Genomic DNA, 19,634 nt, shown 5'->3' on the forward strand with positions numbered 1-19,634 from the left:
TGAAGGATTCGAACCTTCGACCAATTGGTTAAAAGCCAACTGCTCTACCGACTGAGCTAACAGCCCCCTTGGGTATTTCGCCTCTGAATTCATCTGCTTTATAGCAAATCCACTTTCAGAAAAGTGGTGGGCTGTGAAGGATTCGAACCTTCGACCAATGTGGTAGTTAAGAGTAAAGCCAACGGTACTCTTATTAAAAAGCATCGACTGAGCTAATATCTCACTAACTTACCTCTACTTGTTTAATCACTTGTAGAAAAGTGGTGGGCTGTGAAGGATTCGAACCTTCGACCAATTGGTTAAAAGCCAACTGCTCTACCGACTGAGCTAACAGCCCCCTTGGTATAACTAACATCTTAGCTTGAATAACTTACTTACTCGGTAAAGATGCCCTCAAACGACTGTGTCGCTCTGAGGGCGCCTATAATACCTTTTTCATCTTCGCATGCAAGTGCAATTTTACCATTTCACCCTGTTTGCATGAAAAACAATCTAAGAGATTGTTTTCTGAATAAATCAGCATCAAAGTGATGAAAGTTGCTGCACAGCAATTCTTGCAGCTGCGCTATTAGCATATTCCTGAGTAACTTTTTGATAGTAAGCCTTTGCTTTAGCCTTATCGCCAGTTTTCTCTGCAATCATGCCAAGCTTGACTAAACTTTCGCCACGCTTACCCGAATCTTTGTATTTTTCAACAACCGTCGTAAATGCTTTAGCAGCGCCAGCAAACTCACTCTTATTATAGAGAAGCTGCCCTAACCAGTAATTTGCATTAGGCGCATAGCTCGAATTTGGGTAACTTTCAATAAATTGAGCGAAAGCCGGAATAGCGGCCTCATACTTTTTATCTTTCAATACCAAGTTTACAGCTTGCTCATAGCTCGCTGTTTCACCAAGGCTTGAAGAAACGGTTGATGCAGAGTTGGGAGTATTAACGGCAACTGGCACGGCGGGTTTTGAAGAAAGATTAGCAATATCTTCATATAACTGACGCTGCCTTTGTAGCATCTGTTCTATTTGATAAGACTGCTGTTCACTCAAACCTCGTAGATCCAATACTTCCTGCTGCAAAGTTTCTAAACGCTGCTGCATTTGAAATTCGCTTTGTTGCTTAGCTTTGATGACTCGTTCTAAACGAGCTACTCTATCATCTGTAGAGCCACCAGCAATATCCTCAACAGGAGCAGGCGCTGCATATGCAGAACCTACTACAAGGAATATTGCCGCTGATAAAACGGCGTGTTTCATAGGGTAAGCCTTTTGCCTGTAATATTAATAAACAAGCACAGCGCGACGGTTTTTAGCAAAACCTTCATCGCTACGAGTGAAATCCATTGGCTTCTCTTCACCATAACTTACAATACTCATTTGGCTAGGTTGTACACCCATGCCTTGTAAGTACTTAGCAACGGCTTTCGCTCGGCGCTCACCAAGTGCGATGTTATATTCTGGTGTTCCGCGCTCATCTGCATGACCTTCAATCATCACTCGAACATTTGGGTGTTCAACCAAGTAGTCACCGTGAGCCTCTAACACTTCCGCAAACTGCTGAGAAACTGAACTACGGTCAAAATCAAAATAGATAATGTGTTCTTTTCTCAACTCTTGATACTTAAGGCGTTGCTGCTCTGCAGGAGTCAATACTGGCGCTACACCACCAGTTTCTACACCATTGTTTGCATATTCACTCGATGAAGATGACTCTGTTGAACTCGTTGCATCTGTTTCAGACTCAGAAGTCGAGCTACACGCGCTGATAGCCATAATAGGAAGTACGACTAACATGGCTTTAAATAGCTTATTCAGATCCATTTTTTAAATCCTTAATCTTTTTAGTTAGAGAAATGGTGACCAAGATGGTGATTTAACTTCACCCTGCCCAACTGGCAGTCTTGCTTTAAAACGTCCGTCCATAGAAACCGCAGCTAATACCTGCTTACCTTGGTAGGTTGTTCCGTAAATAACCATGGTGCCATTTGGCGCCACGCTTGGTGATTCATCTAATCGCGTGCTGGTTAACACTTGCATAAAGCGAGTTTCTAGATCCATACGGGCAATATTGAACTTACCATTGGTGCGATTAACAAAAATAATGCTACGTCCATCAGGTGAAATTGAACCACCAAGATTCCACTCGCCTTCGAAGGTCAAACGGGAAATCTTACCTGAGTCTAAGAATACACGATATAGCTGAGGACGACCGCCTCGCTCAGAGGTGATAAGTAATGACTTACCATCAGGGAACCAAGATGGCTCAGTGTCAATCGCATAATGGTTAGTAATACGCTTAATGGCTTTAGTGGCGATATCTACCACATAGACTTCAGGTTGACCATCTTTTGAAAGCGTAACCGCTAATTTTTTACCATCAGGTGAAAAAACGGGCGCGCCATTAATACCATCAAAGCTGGTCACCTTAGTCCGCTGCTGAGTATAAATGTTTTGTACATAGATCTCTGCTTTACGGTTTTCAAAGCTAACATACGCAAGACGTTGACCATCTGGAGACCAAGAAGGTGACATTAATGGTTCTGGAGAGCGCAGTAGCATCTGTTCGTTATACCCGTCATAGTCACTAATCATCAACTTATAGGGTGACTTCTCTCCGTGATTAACAACGACATAGGCGATACGAGTTAAGAATGCACCACGAATACCGGTAAGTTTTTCATAAACAACGTCACTAATTCGGTGGCCATATTGACGGAACTGCGCCGCTGTAATAATGGTTTCACGACTATCAATCACTAAATCCTGCTTAGAGATAGAATCTGACTGAAGCTGCGCTTTTACTAAGTCAATTAACTCAAAGCTCACTAAGTACTTATCAGCGCCATAAGGCTTTATCGACCCCATAACAACCGCTTCAGCAGGTTGAGCCATCCAGGCTGACACATTAAATTGTGCCAAAGTACTAATGCCACGCTGCGGCAAGCTCAGCTCATCGGCTGGGCTGAAAGTACCACTTCGAGCTAAGTCAGACATCACAACATCAGAGATCTGTGATGGCATAGGACCTGTGCCCTGCCATACAAAGGGTATGACGGCGATAGGTCTCGCAACATCAACGCCTTCGGTGATGACAATATCTAATGCAGCCTTTACAGGCATGCTGCAGATCAGCAAGCTTGTCAGCAACCATTTTCCCAAATTTTTCATATGGATCCTTTAATTGAACTCAGGTTGAACTGTTAAATTAATTTCTTTTAGCTTGTTATACACGTCAGGCTCATTCGATACTGGCAACCTGCCTGCTTTATTAATCGCGGCTTTTGCAGCGCGGCAAACAACGCTATCGCCATCGAGTGTTTGGCTTGCAGTAACAAAACCATCATTTGCTAAGCGAATGAAGACTCGGCAACTCTTTCCTCGCATCGACTCATCAACCACTAAATTGCGCTGAATAGTTGCTTTAATCATCGAGGTATAACGCTGCACCTCAGTCATGACTTGCTTATTACGAGTCTGAGAAAGTGCCGCTTGCTCGGCAGCCAATGCTTCTTGCATCATTTGCTCTTGCTCGCGCCTAGCTTGTTCTTCCGCTTTGCGCTTACGCTCGGCTTCAGCTTTACGTTTGCGCTCATCCTCAGCTTTTTTAGCCGCGGCCTCTTCAGCTTTGCGTTTATCCGCTGCTTTTTTTGCGGCTTCCTCAGAGGCTTTACGCTCAGCTTCTTTTTGCTTGCGATCAGCTTCAGCTTTAGCTGCGCGTTCATTCTCTTGCTTTTGCTTTAACTGTGCCGCTTTTGCCGCATCAGCTGCATTTTTAGTTTCAATCTCTTTTTGCTTACGTTCTTGCTCAAGTCGCTTAATTTGTGCCTGCTCGCGTTCACGCTCTTTGCGTGCTTCACGCACACGTCTATCGGCTTCATCTTGGCGCGCCTTTTCTTTACGCTCGGCCTCACGCTTTTCAGCTTTTAGCTTCTCAACATGCTCAGCGACCCTTTTCTGGTCGATAACCACAGCCTGAACCGCCGGCGCACTCGCTTGAGGCTGCACTTTAGGCTTTTCTGAAAAATCCACGCCTAAAATGAGAATAATTATCACGCCAATATGAATTCCAGCTGAAATAGCAACTGGAAGGGTTAAATCTGATTTTGCCGCCACTTATTTATCCTCCGGCGAATCTGTCATTAAACCCACTGACGGCACACCTGCGCCTTGTAGCGTCACCATTAATTGAATGACTTTCTCATAAGGAATTGAACGATCAGCTTTCACAACAACGGGGCGCTCAGGTTCTAGCTGAATAATCGCACCAACACGCACTGCGACTTCATCCAAATCTAGCGCCTCTTTAGTACTAGAACTGCCCACATCTAAATAATACTCGCCCATCGCATCAATGGATGCGACCACAGGCGGTTTACTGTCTGCAGGTAGAGACTCGGCTTGCCCTTGAGGTAAATCAACTTTCACCCCCTGGGTAACAATTGGTGCGGTAACCATAAAGATGATCAACAGTACCAACATCACATCGATATAAGGCACCACGTTAATTTCAGCAACAGGGCGACGGCGCTTCCTTTGGTAGCCTTGATGCATTATGCCTGTTCCTTCTCACTGTATGCTTGGCGATGCAAAATACTTGAGAATTCTTCCATAAAGTTGGCATAAGACATTTCAATCTTTTCAACTTGTGTCGAGAAGCGGTTATAAGCGATAACGGCTGGAATCGCAGCAAAAAGACCCATTGCAGTAGCAATCAAGGCCTCTGCAATACCTGGGGCCACCATAGCAAGCGTCGCATTTTCTACTGCGCCCAGTGCGATAAAGGAGTTCATGATCCCCCAAACGGTACCAAACAGACCGATATAAGGACTCGTTGAACCTATGGTTGCAAGTAAAGGTAAGTGAGTTTCAAGCTTTTCCAATTCTCGTGACAATGACACGCGCATCGCACGGTAGCTACCATCCATCACAGCTTCGGGCACTCGACCATTTAATTTATTTAAACGAGCATATTCTTTAAAGCCGGTAACAAACAATGTTTCAAGACCGGTATTGCTGTCTTGCCTTGCTGATAACTCTTGATAAAGCTTGTTGAGATCGACACCTGACCAAAATTTATCTTCAAACTTCAGCGCATTGTTTTTGGCAGCGGTAAGTAATTTACGGCGCTGAATAATGACCGCCCACGAGGCGATAGAGAGACTAAGCAAAGTCAACATAACAAATTTAACCAGTAGACTTGCTTGTAAAAATAATCCAATAAAAGAAATATCAGCTTCCAACTTTAAACTCCTGCGCAATATTTTGGGGAATAGCTCGAGGTCTCATTCGTGATAGCGCGATACAAGCGACTAAGATTTCTGCTTCGCAGTATACTTCACCTTGCTCGTCTATTAAGCGTTGCTCAAATACCATTGAGACTTTCTTAAGTTGTATGACCTTGGTTTCTACAATAAGGTTCTGTTCAAAACGCGCGGCTTTACAAAAATCTAATGCTGCACGTTTAACGATAAACGCAATGTCATCTTCTAATAAAGCGGTTTGTTTCACTCCCATCGCACGTAACCATTCGGTGCGGGCGCGTTCAAAAAACTTTAGGTAATTTGAATGGTAAACAACACCACCAGCGTCAGTATCTTCATAGTAAACCGAAATAGGCCAACGAAACATAAACGATAATCGCCAATCAATGAGATAAAATAGAGGCCTACTATACCTAGCCAGTATGCAATTGTGAATCGCCATATGTGATATGCGATGCGCTTCTTCATAAAATTTTGTTAATCATCTTAAACGATTGTTGCATAAGCGCCCAAGCCGGCTGTACACGGAACAGGCAGCAAAGCGTGACCCAATAAAAAAAGGAAGCCGAAGCTTCCTTTTTAATGACAATAAAAAGACTTATTTGCCTATCTGCGCCGGAACCTGAAGGCCAAAGTTATGCCAAAGGAAACTATAGATATCGGCGAACTCATCAATCTTCATCGAGGTCGGTTTACCTGCGCCATGACCCGCCTTTGATTCAATGCGCATAATCACTGGCGCATCGCCTTGCTGCTTGTCCTGCATTAAGGCACCAAACTTAAAGCTATGAAGTGGCACTACGCGATCGTCATGATCGGCGGTCATTACCATAGTGGCTGGATAAGCTTGCTCTTTAAGATTGTGATATGGAGAATAAGCATAAAGTGCCGGGAACTGATCAGCATTATCAGCACTTCCGTATTCACTGGTCCACGCCCACCCAATGGTGAATTTTTGGAAACGCAGCATATCGAGAACGCCGACAGCTGGCAGTACAGCAGCAAATAGCTCTGGGCGCTGCGTTAGGGTTGCGCCCATCAATAAGCCTCCATTACTGCGACCATAAGCGCCTAGCTTAGAAGAATTAGTATAATCTTGATCAATCAAGTACTCAGCAGCGGCGTAGTAGTCATCAAATACGTTTTGCTTTTTATCGAACATACCCGCCTGGTGCCAACTTTCGCCGTATTCTGCCCCACCTCGCAAGTTTGGCACAGCATAAACCCCGCCCATATCCATCCATGCAATATTGGCCGGACTAAAGCGCGGCGTCAACGAGATAGCAAACCCACCATAGGCATACAGCAGAGTTGGGTTTTGGCCATCTTTTTTCAACCCGTTCTTATAAGAGATCATCATCGGCACTTTAGTACCGTCTTTGCTGGTGTAAAAAACCTGCTCAGAGGTATAGTCACTCGGGTTAAAAGAAACTTGAGGCTTAGAGTAAACAGTTGACTCCCCAGTGTTAAAATCAAACTTGTAGGTTGTTTGAGGCTGGGTGTAACTATTGAAAACATAGTAGAAGTAATCTTTACTACGCTTGCCGTAAGGGCCTGCGATTTTACCTTTACCCGGTAGCATAACATCTTGGCGCTTATCACCATTCATGCTGTAAATAGTCAGTTTGCCCAACACGTCGTGCAGGTAACTCACCACCATATGGTCATTAATAATCGCGATGTTGCTAATCGGGTCGCTAAGTTCAGGAATAATCGTCTTCCAATTATCTTTAGCGCTATTATTCACATCAATGGCAATCACTTTACCGTTCGGAGCGTTGTAATCAGTTTTGAAATAGAACACTGACTTATCGTTACCGATAAAGCTATATTCAGCCTCTAAGTCAGGAATAAGCTCAATAACTTCCGCTTGAGGTTCTTTCAGTGACTTATAGAAAAAGCGATTTCGGCTATCTGTACCTTGTGAGATATACAGTAGTAGGTAATCGCCGTTTTCAGAGACTTCGATACCAAAACCCCAATCTTTATTCTGCGGTCTTTCGTAAACTAGCGTATCTTCACTTTGCGGCGTACCAATTTTATGAAAGTACACTTTCTGATTAAAATTCACATCAGCCAGTGCATTACCGCCCGCAGGCGCATCATAGCGTGCATAATAAACTCCAGTGTTATCGTGATCCCACACCGCACTAGAGAACTTTATCCAATCAAGCTCATCTGTAAGCTTCTTTCCAGTGGCAACATCAACAAAGTGCCATGCCTGCCAATCAGAACCTGACTTAGATACCCCGTAGGCTAATGTTTTACCGTCATCGCTTACCGATACGCCTGACAATGCAATAGTACCGTCGTCAGAAAAAGCGTTAGGATCGAGCGCAACCTTAGACTTACCATTCGCATCAGTGACATACAGCACTGACTGCGCCTGTAATCCATCATTGCGGTAATAAAAAGTATTACTGCCTTTTTCGAATGGCGCTGAAATTTTCTCATAATTCCAAAGCTCAGTGATACGATCTACAATCGCTTGCTTATTTTCAATATTTGCTAGGTATTCTTTACCTGCTTGTTGCTGCTCGCTCACCCACTTTGTGGTTCTGTCAGACTCAACCTCTAAGTACCGATAAGGATCGGCAACTTGAACGCCATGGATCGTTTCTACAACACTGTCTTGGTTTGCAGTATTGGCACTAGCTGTATTGTCTGGTGTAGGTTGTGACTGGCAACCGACGATGGCTATCCCTAAACCTATAGCCAACAAATGCTTTTTAGTTAAAATTGAATGAATTCGCATTTTGTATCCCTGATTAACTGACTCTTTTAAAATGAGACTTTGTTGTTGTCGTTATGCTTTCTTTACTTCGCTTTTAATTAGCCTATTTTTAATAGACTGATTAATTAGAAAGTCTGACTTTATCTTTTTACTTAACGCCCTTTTCTCTGCGCACTATACAAACTAAAAAAATACATCGCAAAGTTTGTTTAACCATTATTGACCGCTCACGAACAATTCCATTGTTAATAATTTAGCAACATTGATGAATTAAATATCATGCGAAACTGACAGAAAATTGTGACCAATCACTCAGTATTGCTGCTATACGTACCTTTTAGCAGCAATCGCACACACCACCAGCATTAGCAAAACTAATGAGTAACTCTAATTATTCTAGTTTGTCACTCTACATATCTGGCTCTATAATTCGTCTCGTTTCCAGGAAGTGTCTGCCTAGCAGATTCGGAAACAAAGAACTCTTAAACTTTGGTGGTTATCCACGGAAGTTATATCCCTGGTTCTTATGCTTGACTTCCTTCCTTCAATTTGTTGATTGCAATGATTTATTTTTGCGGCCCGCTTACATGTAAGCGGGCTTTTTTTTATGCAAAATTTGGCGCAAACAACCTTGTTCCTCAAATATTGTCCATAAAAAAGCCCAGCAATTAAGCTAGGCTATTGTCCAACGTCAATGACGTTATAGCGGTTTACTTATTCTAATCACAACCCGGCGATTGCGAGAACGTTCATCTATCGTTTGATTCGACGCTACATGCCTTCTTTCACCATGCCCCATTGTATGGATCCGGCTTTGTCGAATGCCGCTAGCGACAAACAACTCTTTCACAGAATCGGCACGCTGCTCAGACACGTTTTGGTTAGCACTGCGTCCGCCATAACTATCGGTATAAGCATCAATCAGTACTAAGTCTACATTCTTATCATAAGCTAAATACTCTTGCACTCTAGCTATCTGTGACTTGGCATAACGAGTGAGTTCGGTGCCACCTGACTCATAGGTTAATACCGTAAATGCAATATCTTCAAATGAATAAGGTAATAAAGAAGATAAGCACGACTTAAACTCTGAGTACTGACGTCTAAAATTCACCGCTGATAGTCCTACCGCTATTTTGTTTGACTCGTTATACCAATCGGCATAGTAAAATGTCGGCTGCATGCCACTTTCAAGTTCGGCCAGCATTGACCAAGCAGCATTGCGCGGTACTTCACCACTGAAGTATTTTTGATAGGTTAGCTCAGTGATCTCTTTCGACAATACGCCAGGACGCCAAGCTGGCGCCATACTCACTAATTTAGCCTGAGTCACTTGTTCTGGTTTAACCCACATATCGAGGCTGAAATTTAAGTTATGATCTTTGCCAGCGTAACTGGTAAATACTGCTTTGCCATAAGAGGGGATATCGTGTTCAAGACGACACATCACCGGATTATTGCCGCTCAGACGCCACTGCGACTCTTCTAAAGAAGCCACATATTGCCTTAAATCTGCATTGGCAGAAAAAGGGAGTAACAATAATGATGTCAAAATTACCCAAAGCCGCATAAATTAACTCTCTAAATTCGTATCACTATTCTCTATCGGCAAAGATTTATCTTTCTTTAGCCTATAAAACAAGCAAACGAACATGACAGTGATCCTCACTTGCAGCATAATAGCCACTTGCACATTTTTGGGAAATTTTAATGACAGACGCTTTCGACCCTAATTTATTGAAAAACCGCTTTCGAGGGTATTTCCCAGTGGTCATTGATGTTGAAACCGCAGGTTTTAACGCAAAAACTGATGCGCTATTAGAAATCGCAGTCAGTATGCTAAAGATGGACGATGAAGGTGTTCTCAGTCTTGATAAGACATTACATTTTAATATTGAGCCATTCGAAGGGTCAAACCTTGAGCCTGAGGCATTAGCATTTACCGGTATTGATCCAACTAACCCACTGCGTGGTGCGGTCAGTGAAAAAGAAGCATTCTTAGAGATCTTTAAAGAAGTTAAAAAAGCACAAAAAGCTGCGGGTTGCCATCGCAGTATTATTGTTGCTCACAATGCAGCCTTCGACCATGGGTTTGTAACCCAAGCAATTGAGCGAAATGCGCTTAAACGCACTCCGTTTCATCCATTTGCCACGTTTGATACAGCAGCTCTTGCGGGGTTAGCGATTGGTCACACTGTACTAGCAAAAGCCTGCACTATGGCAGGGATAGCTTTCGATAATCGTGAAGCTCACTCGGCTTTATATGATACAGAGCGCACTGCAGAACTATTTTGCTTAATCGTAAACCGCTGGAAATCTTTGGGTGGTTGGCCTTTTATAGCTGATGAAACAGAAGTAGAAGCCGAACCTCAGGAAACAGTTGAGCCTTAAGGTTTCATTATACGAAGCGCTGAGTACCACTCAACATGGTTCTGATAAAATAAAAAAAGCTGCGATAATCACAGCTTTTTTTATGCTTTAACAACTTACAATTTCGTTATAAATTAACGTTATAAGTTATAGTGAATCAGCATTGTCTGTTAGGTAAGAAGCTACGCCCGCAGGGCTTGCGTCCATACCTTTGTCACCCTTTTCCCAACCCGCTGGACACACGTCACCGTGCTCTTCGTGGAAGTGAAGTGCATCAACCATACGGATCATTTCATCAACGTTACGACCTAGTGGTAGATCGTTAACCACTTGGTGGCGAACTTGACCTTCTTTGTCGATAAGGAAAGAACCACGGAATGCAACACCCGCTTCTGGATGCTCAACATCGTATGCTTTACAGATCTCATGCTTAACGTCAGCAACTAGCGTGTATTGAACTTGGCCAATACCACCCTTGTCTACTGGCGTGTTACGCCATGCGTTGTGAGTGAACTGAGAATCGATTGAAACACCGATTACTTCAACGCCACGCTTCTTGAATTCATCCATGCGGTGATCAAAAGCAATTAGCTCTGATGGGCACACGAAAGTGAAATCTAGTGGGTAGAAGAATACTACGGCAGTCTTTCCTTTAATTGCTTCAGATAGGTTAAAGGTATCAACAATTTCACCATTACCTAGTACTGCAGCAGCAGTAAAATCAGGGGCCGGACGGCCGACTAATACGCTCATTTTATTTCTCCATCTATGGATTGCTAAAAACGCTTTTCGTTTTAAATCTAAAGGCATTATAGGCAGTGTTTTGCTGCAGACAAGCTATTTGAGAGCAATATCACTTTTTTAAATGATTATTCCGTTAACTCGGTACTATCCGGTCATCTTAACCTTATATTTAACGCTGATATTCACACTTTGTTTGCATATTAAGCTACAGCTAATTCACAACTACGTTTGAATTCAAGATATCCGGCATAGATACTGGACATAATGCGTGTTAACAGGCAAAAATGGACGCAACTTCAAATATAAGAAATAGATTAATCATATTATGAATGCTGTTGTCATCGCTGTATGCCTAATGTTAGGCCTCAGCTTAGCTAGAGTTAATATCGTCATTGCACTCACAATCTCAGCACTCGTTGCAGGACTTGTTGGGGGCATGGATCTTCATCAAACGGTCGCAGCTTTTAATACTGGTCTTGGTGGAGGCGCACAAATAGCCTTAAGCTATGCTCTGCTCGGTGCTTTTGCCGTTGCCTTGTCGCATTCAGGTCTTACAACGTTAATTTCAAATAAGGTCATTAGTTTATTAGGCAAAGAGCAAAATAGTACCAACAACAACCGAGTTCGTTGGGTGTTACTATTAACGATTCTATCGATGGCTATCGCCTCGCAGAACATTTTGCCGATCCACATCGCGTTTATTCCTATTTTAATCCCGCCGTTACTGCATGTAATGTCTAAGTTAAAAATGGACCGTCGTTTAGTAGCCTGTGTGCTCACCTTCGGTTTAGTGACAACCTACATGGTATTACCTGTTGGCTTTGGCGGCATCTTTCTCTACGATATTTTGCTCACAAACTTAAATAGCAATAACCTGCTGGCGGTGAGAGAGCAAGTGGCTCCTGCCATGATTATTCCTGCACTCGGAATGGTGTTTGGTTTATTGGTAGCCGTCTTTATAAGCTACCGTAAGCCTCGCGAATATCAAGAAGAGCAAATTCTAGCTGCTGAACCAGAAGAGGGTCTAAATAAACGCAATATAGTGATTGCTGTGATTGCTGTTGTATCAACCTTAGTTGTGCAGCTATATACAGGTTCGATGATTTTTGGTGCCTTGGTCGGCTTTATCGTGTTTAGTTTTTCTGGTGCACTTAAGCATGTCGCAGATCAAGATATCTTCAATCAAGGCGTACGCATGATGGCCAACATTGGCTTTATCATGATATCTGCTGCTGGTTTTGCCGCTGTGATTAAGGGGACTGGTGATGTTGCTAGTTTAGTTGAGATTATGAATACGGCGATTGGTGATAATAAAGCCTTAGCTGCATTCCTAATGCTACTGGTTGGTTTGCTTATTACAATGGGAATTGGTTCATCGTTTTCAACCATTCCTATTATTGCCGCTATCTATGTGCCTTTAGCGATGAGTTTTGGTTTCTCTATTGAGGCAACGATTGCCCTTGTGGGTACAGCGGCTGCTCTTGGTGATGCAGGCTCACCAGCATCGGAGTCAACCTTAGGCCCAACAGCAGGTCTTAATGCCGATGGTCAGCATGACCATATGAAAGACAGCGTTATTCCAACCTTTATTCATTACAACATTCCATTGTTAGTGTTTGGCTGGGTAGCGGCAATGGTGCTGTAATTTCAACGAAAACTTTAGCACTCAGTAAAAGATAAAAACAAAAAAGGAGCCATTCGGCTCCTTTTTATTGTTCGCTGATTTAGTTAGGTGATACTCAGACCATCTTAACTGGTGACGATATTAATACTTATTTAGTACCAAAAATCTTATCACCCGCATCACCAAGACCTGGCAAGATATAACCTTGCTCGTTTAGGCAATCATCGATAGAGGCAGTATAAAGCTCAATATCTGGATGTGCTTTCTCAAGCGCTGCAATACCTTCAGGCGCAGCAACAAGAACTAATGCTTTAATCGCTGTACAGCCGCGCTCTTTTAGTAGGTCGATTGTTGAAATCATCGAGCCACCAGTTGCAAGCATTGGATCAACAACAAGCGCAATACGTGAAGGCATGTCGCTAGCTAGCTTTTCAAAGTACGGCACAGGCTCTAGTGTCTCTTCGTCACGGTAAATACCCACAACAGAAATACGTGCACTTGGTACGTGCTCAAGAACGCCATCCATCATACCAAGACCAGCACGTAAAATAGGTACTACAGTAACCTTCTTACCTTTAATCTGATCAATTTCAACTGGACCATTCCAACCATCAATCGTTACTTTTTCAGTTTCAAAATCAGCCGTTGCTTCATATGTTAGTAGACTGCCTACTTCTGCCGCTAATTCGCGAAAACGCTTAGTGCTAATATCACCTTCGCGCATTAATCCAATTTTATGACGGACTAAAGGGTGCTTAACTTCAACGACTTTCATCTTGTTCTCCTGATTTTCTAACGTATTTGTCACGGTAAATTTTATCGATTCTAGTAGATTTGTTCATATAGGAAAACTTAAAGTTTCAAAAAGGCGGTAAATCGTGACCTCTGTCGCTAAGTTAATTGAAAAACTTACCTTTCGACGCTACTCACAAGCTGATAGAATAGCGCCGCGTAAAATCCAATAATAATCGATACCCGTACCCGAGAGGATCTCCGTGAGCACTCCTACTACCCCACTAAGCTATAAAGATGCAGGCGTTGATATTGATGCCGGAAATGCACTAGTTAACAACATCAAGTCAGCAGTAAAACGTACCCGCCGTCCAGAAGTTATGGGCAATCTAGGTGGTTTTGGTGCACTTTGTGAGCTACCAACTAAGTATAAGCATCCAGTACTGGTTTCTGGTACTGATGGTGTTGGCACTAAGTTACGTCTTGCTATCGACTTTAAAAAGCACGATAACGTCGGTATCGACTTAGTCGCCATGTGTTCAAACGATCTTATCGTTTCAGGTGCAGAGCCACTGTTTTTCCTTGACTACTATGCAACGGGCAAACTTGATGTTGAAGTTGCTACAGCAGTAGTTAAAGGTATTGCAGAAGGCTGTGTCCAATCAGGCTGTGCACTTATCGGCGGTGAAACTGCTGAAATGCCAGGCATGTATGAAGGCGATGACTACGACCTAGCAGGATTCTGCGTTGGCGTTGTAGAGAAAGAAGAGATCATCGATGGCACTAAGGTGCAAGACGGTGACGCTCTTATCGCGCTAGCTTCAAGCGGTCCTCATTCAAATGGTTTCTCACTAATCCGTAAGGTATTAGAAGTGAGCAAGGCTGATCCAGAACTTGAACTTGCTGGTAAGCCACTAATAGACCATTTATTAGAGCCGACTAAAATTTATGTAAAATCACTGCTTAAATTGCTTGAACAACATGATGTTCATGCAATGTCGCACATTACAGGTGGTGGATTCTGGGAAAATATCCCACGCGTATTGCCTGATGACTGTAAAGCAGTGGTTAACAGCGACTCTTGGCAGTGGCCTGTTGTATTTAACTGGTTGATGGAAAACGGCAACATTTCTGAATTTGAAATGTACCGCACCTTCAACTGCGGCGTTGGTATGGTTATCGCCCTACCAGCAGATAAAGTCGATTCAGCCTTAGATTTGCTAAAAGCAGAAGGCGAGAACGCATGGTTAATCGGAAACATTGCCAAGCGTAACGGCGAAGAAGAGCAAGTGGAGATCCTGTAATGCCCCAGAGTTGTCGCGTTTTAGTATTAGTTTCAGGTAATGGCAGTAATTTACAAGCTATTATTGATGGCTGTGATGATAATCTGCAAGCCGACGTGATTGGTGTGATCAGTAATAAGCCCGACGCCTATGGATTGGTTCGCGCCCATCAAAATGAGATTGATACCAGCTGCGTGATAGCTCACACAGGCGAAACAAGACAAGAGTATGACGCAAGGCTACTAAATGCGATTGAAAAGTACCAACCCGACCTCATCGTGTTGGCTGGCTTTATGCGTATTTTAAGTGATGAATTCGTTCAGCGTTTTGAAGGCAAGATGGTTAACATCCACCCTTCTCTCCTGCCTAAATATACAGGTTTACACACTCATCAACGTGCGATTGATGCTAAAGATTCAGAGCACGGCGCTAGCGTACACTTTGTGACGCCAGAGCTTGATGCTGGCCCTGTGATCTTACAAGCTAAAGTGCCTGTTTACGAAGACGACACAGCAGATACTTTAGCTGAACGTGTTCATGAACAAGAGCATGCCATTTACCCGTTAGTGGTTAAATGGTTCAGTCAAAACCGACTCGCAATGGTCGATGGCTCAGCGCAACTTGATGGTCAAACATTAGCTATCAACGGCTACGCTGCCGACTAGTCAGTATCGATAATTGAACGTCGTAGAAAAAGGTACCGAGAGGTGCCTTTTTTATTAACTGTGTCTTGTCTTAGAATGTTTTTTCTCAAACTTATTAATGCCCTCACTATATCGAGCACGCTCTAGAGTGATAGTGAGACTTTTGCAAGCACCTTTACACCAACTCATTCCACACCTCGGTTACATCGACCTTAAATCAAATATGTATATGTTCATCAACATGCCCTCAAATATCATAGAATTGGTATCTGACTCACCCGCCTTGCTAGCTTTTCTGTCTCGTGAACTAGCCGCACTAAAATTTTTCAGTTCCATTTTAAACGACGCAAACATCTGTTACTCTGGTTCGCTCAATAAAGGTAGGCAACTAAACCTACAAATTCAGATATTTAATCTATAATCGTTACACAAAGTTATTTCGTTAAAATTATATGTTACACCTACATATAGCTTACACATTAAACCACTATCATATAGACAACCTAGGCTGAGTTCGTTTTGATAACATTCAATGAGTGGCGTCATAAAAGTCTGCTGATATGGCAGCATCAGCGTTATAAGCTCAGTGCAATCACTGTACTGCTTAATAGCTTGTTAATATTTAGCACTGTTTACGGCATGTCAGATCAGCTCTTTAACCCGCAGCAGATCTCACACCTTGCAGATATTAACTTTACAGTACTCACTAACGCACCTTGGTTTATGCTTGGGGTGTTTTTACTGCTAAATTCTATTGGTTTATTATTTCGCGCGCGCGTCGCCTGGGTAATGAGCCTTGTACTGCTACTAACAACCTTAGTTTTCACTTTACATTACTACTCTCACCTCCAATTCAATATTGCTTTTTGTTGCTTCAGCATAATCTTATTATTGCTCTTGAGTCGGGATTTTAATCGCAGTAGTGCAACCGCCGCAGGTATTGTCTCTGTCATTAGTTTTGTCATTTTGATCATCTATTCGACTTACGGTAGCTTGTATTTTGGTGATGGATTTTCGCCCAAAATAACAGACTTAAGTACGGCATTTTATTTTGCTATGGTAACCATGACCACTGTAGGTTATGGCGATATCTTACCCGTAACGGAAACCGCACGACTCTTTACTATTTCGATGATTATTGCCGGGATTGCCGTATTTGCAACGTCAGTGAGTACGATTTTTGGCCCTTTCATTAGCAATGGTTTAAACAAACTTATACAAGGGAAAAAACACACCATGAAAAGAGAGGATCACTTTATTGTATGTGGCACTTCCGCCATGGCGACCAATACCATTATTAAGCTGCATCAGCGAGGCTTGGCGGTCACCATTATCACTGTAAGACCCAGTGATGAGTTTGAAATAATTGAGCAAAGCCTAGAAGGTAAGTTTGATATTATCTCTGGAGATAGCAGCGATACAGCCGTGCTTAAACAAGCTGGGTTAGAACAATGTCGTGCCATTTTGGCCCTAACGGATAATGATGCCGACAATGCCTTTATCGTTTTATCGGCGAAAGACTTAAGCGCCAAAGCTAAAACAGTCATCATAGTCAATGACAGTAAGAATCTAACTAAAATTCAAAGAGTTCAACCAGACGTATTACTGTCACCACAACTATTTGGTAGTGAAGTACTAGCGCGAATGCTAAATGGTGAAGCGATGGATAATAATGATTTGGCAGAACTGTTACTCAATTCTGCACACGGTATACCCTCTAAGAATGATTTATAGCACTGTGCTAAGCAGTAAGGTTTGTGACTCGCCACTGTAGGTTTCAGCCTCACTATTTTGTGTTATCAATACAGCATATAACTAAAAAACCCCAAGTAGAGGCTCAACTTGGGGTGCTATCCTGGGGGCTAGGCTTTACCTCATTTATAACCTTTAGCAAGCGTTTAGTAATTGATACTGTACTCCAGCGCCAAGCGGCGTCCGTAACCTGAAAACTGACTTCGGTACTGCTGCCAAACAACCTCTTTGTTCATTTGTGAAACCAACGGCTGGTAGTCGGTATTGAGCAAGTTATCAATACCGAAGGTAAAGCGCCCAAAGTCAGTATCAAGAGTTGAAATAAAATCAACCAAGGTATATCCCTCGTATGGTGATTCGTAGTAACTGTATCCCGCATCACTTTCTTGGTTGTTTTTGTTCCTATCGCCGACATAATTGGCCTGTAAACGCATTGATGCCATATCGTTGAAACGGTAATCCCCATAAATCGAGGCCTTAATCGGTGTAATTCTGGTGCCATTCATCCAGTAATCAATGCCCGTTTCACTATTGGTACGTTTACCTTCAGACATGGACACTGTAGTACCAAGCTTAATTGCTTGGTTAATTTGGTGATCGAGTGTCGCTTCAAAGCCCCAAATTTTTTCATCGGCAACAATCACCGCCGCGACTCGCTTAACGGCTAGTGCATCGACATTATAATCATACGCATATCCATCTTTTATATCTGAATAGAAAAATGACAAACTTCCTTGCACGCGTTCACTGTCATAACGTAAACCGGTTTCATAGTAGTTAGTTTGCGTTGCTGGAATTTCATCTGAAAACTCGGCCACACTGTCTACCGGCATGTCTCTAAGCATACGCATATCGGCATGAGAATAACCTTGCGAGAAACTAGCAAAAATATCGGTGCTATCGGCAATACTATAGACTAGACCGAGATTAATCAGAGGCTTGTCATAAGTTAAGGTGTCGCCCTGTTTATCTGACAACACACCTTTTTTGTAACGCTGATAATCTGGCACTTCAATTTCAAAGTTTTCGTAACGCAAACCAAGCTGCAAGGTGACATCATCAGTTAATTGCTGCCAGTACTGAGCAAATGGGCTTAGTTTTGTCTCGGTTAAATCACAAATGGAACAAACATATTGTGATTGCATTAGTACACTACCTTCGACATTGGTCTCTGTCATCACATCACGGTCTCTGCCCTGCTCCGTATTGTCACGGCCATATTCAATACCGTAGGCCAAACGACTTCTGTCGTTAATTGTCCACTGCATCGCCGCTTTAAAGCCACTGCGCTTAGACACTATTTCAGACGCGGATTCATAGCCAACATTCACCTTACTGTAATAAGTAGAGAGACTGAGTTGTTGATCTAGAAAATCATCATGCTCATAGGTGAGTTGCACTGTGCTAAGTTTAGTTTTTGGGTTCGCACCGCTATATGGGCCACTTTTATCAATCTCTACTAGGCCATTTTCATCATTTACACTGCGTTTATAATGCAGCTTATTTTCGATATTATAATGATGTGCCAACAAGGCTAAACGGCTTGAATCGAATTCTTGCTCAAGCTTAAATAACAGATCATATTCATCTGCATCCCCCATGCCGCCTTGGCTATTAGGTGCGCCGGGTAATTGATCCCCATCAGCATCATACAGATTACCGCGATCTTTACCTGATAGGTTAAGTAAGTAGCCCAGATCTGAATCTGTTGTGCCCGAAAAGCGTTGTGAAATGCTATAACCTGCATCAGATAATTCATCAGCAAAAGCCTCCACCCCAACACGAGTTTGCATCTCAAAATTCAAAGTAGGTTTTTTGGTGATCACATTGATTATCGCGCCAGCCTCACCGTTACCGTACATGGCACTTGCGCCTTTTATCACCTCAATGCTTTCAATAACGTCAACCGAAATTGATTGTAGATCTCGACCACCTGCACGCAATGTCGTTGAAATCAGCACCCCGTCAATCATCACTATCGCTTTACCCCCGCGAAAGTTCTGGCCGAAAGTCGACATTGTTTCTGTGCTTGGTGAAAAACCTGGGACGAGGTTTGAGATCATTTCAGACAGGTTACGCGCAACAACACGCTGCATGTCCAACTCTTGCTCTGTGACAATAAAAACAGAATTAGGTGTATCACTTAACTTTTGTGCAAATGGTGATGCGGTTACAACAATATGCTCCATATCCTCAGATTGATTTGATCCCTCTTTACTCTGCTCAGCCCAAACCGAAGTGGCTGCCAAAGTACTCAATACTGCTAACCCTAAAATACTTAATTTCACATGTCTCTCCATAATTAAATGCGAATGAATACTATTAACATTTAATTACAGATGACAACGAACTTACACAATATTTACAAAGGTATCAGGCTGGTCCAAAACTAACTAAAGATGAGGTGAGATGTTATTTCGATAACTTTAGACTATGAACTATGAACTATGAACTATGAACTATGAACTATGAACTGCAGCAAATCGCTTTTATGCTGGG

The 19,634-nt window shown here is 42.7% G+C and carries 17 protein-coding genes and 2 tRNA genes; 5 read left to right on the plus strand and 14 right to left on the minus strand.

Features of this window, described 5'->3' with window-relative positions:
- The 11 genes from ACVBIK_RS13670 to ACVBIK_RS13720 form a co-directional block, all read right to left on the minus strand.
- Positions 1-58 (minus strand) — tRNA-Lys (locus tag ACVBIK_RS13670).
- Positions 59-261: 203 nt separating this feature from the next.
- Positions 262-337: transfer RNA gene (locus ACVBIK_RS13675), tRNA-Lys, on the minus strand.
- A gap of 185 nt (positions 338-522) precedes the next feature.
- Complete coding sequence (gene ybgF / locus ACVBIK_RS13680; protein ID WP_447162605.1) at positions 523-1,248, minus strand: tol-pal system protein YbgF; 726 nt, start codon at positions 1,246-1,248, stop codon at positions 523-525.
- Positions 1,249-1,272: 24 nt separating this feature from the next.
- The gene (gene pal / locus ACVBIK_RS13685) at positions 1,273-1,812 is read right to left on the minus strand and encodes a peptidoglycan-associated lipoprotein Pal (protein ID WP_447162606.1); all 540 of its coding nucleotides are present in this window, start codon (positions 1,810-1,812) and stop codon (positions 1,273-1,275) included.
- A gap of 24 nt (positions 1,813-1,836) precedes the next feature.
- Positions 1,837-3,159: a Tol-Pal system beta propeller repeat protein TolB gene (gene tolB / locus ACVBIK_RS13690; RefSeq protein ID WP_447162607.1), complete on the minus strand. Its 1,323-nt coding sequence runs from the start codon at positions 3,157-3,159 to the stop codon at positions 1,837-1,839.
- 9 nt (positions 3,160-3,168) lie between these two features.
- Positions 3,169-4,104, minus strand: a complete 936-nt coding sequence (gene tolA, locus ACVBIK_RS13695; protein ID WP_447163372.1) for a cell envelope integrity protein TolA — start codon at positions 4,102-4,104, stop codon at positions 3,169-3,171.
- Positions 4,105-4,542, minus strand: coding sequence for a protein TolR (tolR, locus tag ACVBIK_RS13700; protein WP_447162609.1), 438 nt, complete (start codon positions 4,540-4,542; stop codon positions 4,105-4,107).
- On the minus strand, positions 4,542-5,231 hold the full coding sequence (gene tolQ, locus ACVBIK_RS13705) for a protein TolQ (RefSeq protein ID WP_447162610.1): 690 nt from the start codon (positions 5,229-5,231) through the stop codon (positions 4,542-4,544). Before tolQ ends, tolR begins: the two co-directional genes overlap by 1 nt.
- A complete protein-coding gene (gene ybgC, locus ACVBIK_RS13710) occupies positions 5,221-5,619 on the minus strand; it encodes a tol-pal system-associated acyl-CoA thioesterase (RefSeq protein WP_447162611.1) in 399 nt (132 codons plus the stop codon). Before ybgC ends, tolQ begins: the two co-directional genes overlap by 11 nt.
- Positions 5,620-5,850: 231 nt before the next feature.
- Positions 5,851-8,007, minus strand: coding sequence for a prolyl oligopeptidase family serine peptidase (locus tag ACVBIK_RS13715; RefSeq protein ID WP_447163373.1), 2,157 nt, complete (start codon positions 8,005-8,007; stop codon positions 5,851-5,853).
- Positions 8,008-8,686: 679 nt separating this feature from the next.
- The gene (locus ACVBIK_RS13720) at positions 8,687-9,556 is read right to left on the minus strand and encodes a flagellar protein MotY (protein WP_447169910.1); all 870 of its coding nucleotides are present in this window, start codon (positions 9,554-9,556) and stop codon (positions 8,687-8,689) included.
- 140 nt (positions 9,557-9,696) lie between these two features.
- Here ACVBIK_RS13720 and rnt point away from each other — a divergent pair, with 140 nt between their 5' ends.
- Positions 9,697-10,377, plus strand: coding sequence for a ribonuclease T (gene rnt, locus ACVBIK_RS13725; protein WP_447163374.1), 681 nt, complete (start codon positions 9,697-9,699; stop codon positions 10,375-10,377).
- A 126-nt stretch (positions 10,378-10,503) separates the two neighbouring features.
- Here the strand turns inward: rnt and ACVBIK_RS13730 are convergent, their stop codons facing one another.
- Entirely contained in the window at positions 10,504-11,109 is a 606-nt protein-coding gene (locus ACVBIK_RS13730) for a peroxiredoxin (protein ID WP_012155800.1), read from the minus strand.
- A 316-nt stretch (positions 11,110-11,425) separates the two neighbouring features.
- Between ACVBIK_RS13730 and ACVBIK_RS13735 the strand changes: the two genes are divergently transcribed.
- Positions 11,426-12,745 carry a Na+/H+ antiporter family protein gene (locus ACVBIK_RS13735; RefSeq protein WP_447163375.1) on the plus strand — a complete coding sequence of 440 codons (1,320 nt, stop codon included), beginning with the start codon at positions 11,426-11,428 and terminating at the stop codon, positions 12,743-12,745.
- 127 nt (positions 12,746-12,872) lie between these two features.
- Here the strand turns inward: ACVBIK_RS13735 and upp are convergent, their stop codons facing one another.
- On the minus strand, positions 12,873-13,499 hold the full coding sequence (gene upp / locus ACVBIK_RS13740; RefSeq protein WP_447162616.1) for a uracil phosphoribosyltransferase: 627 nt from the start codon (positions 13,497-13,499) through the stop codon (positions 12,873-12,875).
- Positions 13,500-13,719: 220 nt separating this feature from the next.
- Between upp and purM the strand changes: the two genes are divergently transcribed.
- The 3 genes from purM to kch all read left to right on the plus strand — a co-directional run bounded on the left by purM (position 13,720) and on the right by kch (position 17,117).
- A complete protein-coding gene (gene purM, locus ACVBIK_RS13745) occupies positions 13,720-14,760 on the plus strand; it encodes a phosphoribosylformylglycinamidine cyclo-ligase (protein WP_447162617.1) in 1,041 nt (346 codons plus the stop codon).
- Positions 14,760-15,404, plus strand: a complete 645-nt coding sequence (gene purN, locus ACVBIK_RS13750; protein ID WP_447162618.1) for a phosphoribosylglycinamide formyltransferase — start codon at positions 14,760-14,762, stop codon at positions 15,402-15,404. Before purM ends, purN begins: the two co-directional genes overlap by 1 nt.
- 498 nt (positions 15,405-15,902) lie before the next feature.
- The gene (gene kch / locus ACVBIK_RS13755) at positions 15,903-17,117 is read left to right on the plus strand and encodes a voltage-gated potassium channel protein (protein WP_447162459.1); all 1,215 of its coding nucleotides are present in this window, start codon (positions 15,903-15,905) and stop codon (positions 17,115-17,117) included.
- A 164-nt stretch (positions 17,118-17,281) separates the two neighbouring features.
- Here kch and ACVBIK_RS13760 read toward each other — a convergent pair whose 3' ends face one another.
- A complete protein-coding gene (locus tag ACVBIK_RS13760; RefSeq protein WP_447162458.1) occupies positions 17,282-19,423 on the minus strand; it encodes a TonB-dependent receptor in 2,142 nt (713 codons plus the stop codon).
- Positions 19,424-19,634 lie beyond the last annotated feature (211 nt).

This window comes from Shewanella sp. 125m-1, assembly GCF_052977065.1.